Source organism: Flagellimonas sp. 389, from assembly GCF_018449435.1.
In the GTDB taxonomy this organism is placed as follows: domain Bacteria; phylum Bacteroidota; class Bacteroidia; order Flavobacteriales; family Flavobacteriaceae; genus Flagellimonas.
The window spans coordinates 1-2,751 of record NZ_JAHCMU010000032.1 but is presented as its reverse complement, the minus strand read 5'-3'; the positions used below and the strand labels follow the sequence as shown (position 1 = coordinate 2,751).

Annotated in this window: 1 protein-coding gene and 2 pseudogenes; all 3 read right to left on the bottom strand. The window is 38.7% G+C overall.

The window, feature by feature from the left end; genetic code table 11:
- Positions 1-715 (bottom strand): annotated as a pseudogene (locus KIM67_RS18455) (hypothetical protein); the annotation flags it as partial.
- Between the two features lie 159 nt (positions 716-874).
- Complete coding sequence (locus KIM67_RS18450) at positions 875-2,041, bottom strand: gliding motility-associated C-terminal domain-containing protein (protein ID WP_213833027.1); 1,167 nt, start codon at positions 2,039-2,041, stop codon at positions 875-877.
- 6 nt (positions 2,042-2,047) lie between these two features.
- A pseudogene (locus tag KIM67_RS18445) lies at positions 2,048-2,751 on the bottom strand (bZIP transcription factor); the annotation flags it as partial.

The following is a 2,751-nucleotide window of genomic DNA, read 5'->3' as shown; positions in this document are numbered from 1 at the left end:
CACCGTCCGCGATATCCGCTGGAATATTGTTCAAAGATGTCCATTCACCGTCAAAGTCATCGGTAGCATCGGTATCGTAATTGCTTAAATCAATATTGGTTGCATCAGGGTCATTCGAAAGTGAAATCACTCCAGCATTGAATTGTAAGTTTTGAATCTCATTTTGGTCATCGGCATCAGCATCATTGACATTTAAATTAATGGTATTTCCATTGGTGATTTCTATGTTTCCCGGGTTGCCGTCCGTGCTTAAAGTCTGACTATCTGAACTTACGGTGTTAACTATCGTTTGAATGCCTGATTCGTTAGTGAACGTATAGGTACCGTCCAAATTATCCACTAAGGTTGTAACGGTTTCTGGAGCACCATTAAAAATAAGTTCATCTCCCATGCCGTCGGATAGTGTTATGGTACCGTCTCCATTATCTGTAAACGAAAATCCTGTACCATTAGAAGAGTCACACAAATTGATCCATTGCATTCCATTATAATAATGAACGCAAGAGGTATCGGTATTATACACTACTGCTCCATTTAATGGGCTAATGCTTTGCATTTGAGCCGATGTCAATCTTGTTAGGACCAAAGCTTTATTAGAGCTTTCCAGCTCTAAAATAGATGATACATCGATAACATCTGGATTTGAGCCAACCTTTACTTGAGAAAACACAAGGATAGGGCTCATAAGTACGAATAAGATAATAGTCTTTTTCATTCAAGCGCGATTAAGTTCTTGGGGCTATAAAAATAGAATTCGATGGGGTGAGGTCGTAGTAAATGTTGTGTAACAAGCATTTACCGAGGTAAAATCAGCAAAATAATACGAACAACGGAATTCTTTGCAGATGAACGACTACCAATGTTGGCAATTGGATTATCGGTCAATAAAAATAAAACCTTGGTATTCCAGCTGTAAATCGTCCAAGGTAACAAGATAATAATAGATGCCTTCAGCTAGGCCAATATCTTTGTTCAATAATAGGCTGCCTGTGTTGGTGAGTCCTGTAAATTCGTCTACGTAATTGAATTTTTCAAATACTTTTTGTCCAAAACGATTGAATATACGAACACTATTGTTAGGGGATTCGGATAGTCCGTCAAAGACCAAAAAATCATTGGTGCCATCACCGTTTGGGCTTAAAAAATAATTACCCAAGGTTGGGTTGTTCACGGCAAAGGTGTCCGTTGGCAATGGTACGGTACCAAAAGTTATCGCTTCATAATCGCTGGGCACAAAAGTCTCGGAGGTCAAAAACCCTTGATTTTCATCACCACTTTGTGCCGTATTTCCAATAACGACCCATTGGTTGGCCTGTTTGCTCCATCCAACAAGGATTATAGCATCTACAGTGGTATTGGGTATTCCGAACAATGCACTTCTTTGGTTCCAACTTACTGTAACCGTTGTCGGAATATTGCTTTGTAAAATCCAAAATTCTTTGTCGCTTACTGTTCCTATATTCCTTACTTTCTCCTCTACGTTAAATGTCTCGGTAATAGAAGCGGGATTGGAAGGGTTTTCAAAAAAATAAGCGCAGATGGCTAAGGGTGTATTGGTCTCGGAATCTATCATTAAGGGACGCAACTGATCGTTGTCTCCAACCGGAAAAGAGAAAAACGCTCTATTTTCAATGGCGGCAAAACCTGTTACCTTAGATGCATTGTTTTCTCCTGTAAAAAATCCTTGATCCAAAAAATTAAGGTGTATGGTCTGGTTTGCCAATGGTGTTAAGACATTGCCTTCTACAAAATTCACATTGTTCTCAACATTGACAGAATTCTGCAGCAAAATATCATTGGGTACCATAAACTCAACGTCGGTAAAGGTTGGGGAAATACTGCCTTGAACCTCTATTGGATTATTTCCATAAAAACCTGCCAAACCCTGGTTTTGGTCAAAAGCGGTATCGTTGATCAGGTTGGTATGAAATCCTAAGTTGCCATTGGGGTGTATTCTTATGTTCCCACTATTGTACAGCGCGTTTTGGGCTTGGATAAAGCCAAAAAATAGAAGGGACGCTATGTGGAGGAGGGATTTCAAGGTTAGTTATTCTTCTTTTTTGGCAAGCAAAGCTTTAATTGTTTGGATATCAGATTTTAATACATTAAGCTCATTGGTGAGTTTTGTGTTTTCTGATTTTAACTGCTCTATTTTCTTTTCCTGCTCTATGGTGTGAAGAAATAATTCCTCTATTTTTTCAAGATTGATTTCTGTTGCTCTGTTTATTAGTATTCCACCATTATTTTGTATTTCTTTTGCAGATGGAACACCTGGAAGATGTTTGTGAATACTAGAAAACTTTTCAACTTCTTTTAGACTAAGCATTTTATAGCCAGGCTTTAATTTACTCTGACCTTCAAAATACATTTGAAAAACATAATCCGGAGTAATAGTACCAGTTGCCAAAATATTTCCGTCAACATGTAGTTTTTCTACAGGATTTATACCAATTCCAACATTTCCTGTACCTATAAAACTTAGGTTGCCATTATTAATATCATAACTTCTATTGGTACCCGCTATTTGGGTAAGATTATTAGTAGCTAAGTTATTGCCACCTCCAGTTGCCAGTTCTGCATCAGTGGCGAAAGTTAAGTTTAGGTCAACACCTGTTGCTCCAGCTGCAGGATTTGTGAGTTCTATGGTAGTTGCGTTGAGAGTGATATCAGAAAGCTCGTTCGTATCGTTGTTGACGTATGTGCTCAAGTCAATGGGTACTGCGGTTGGGTCGTCGCTCAGGCTCAGGATGT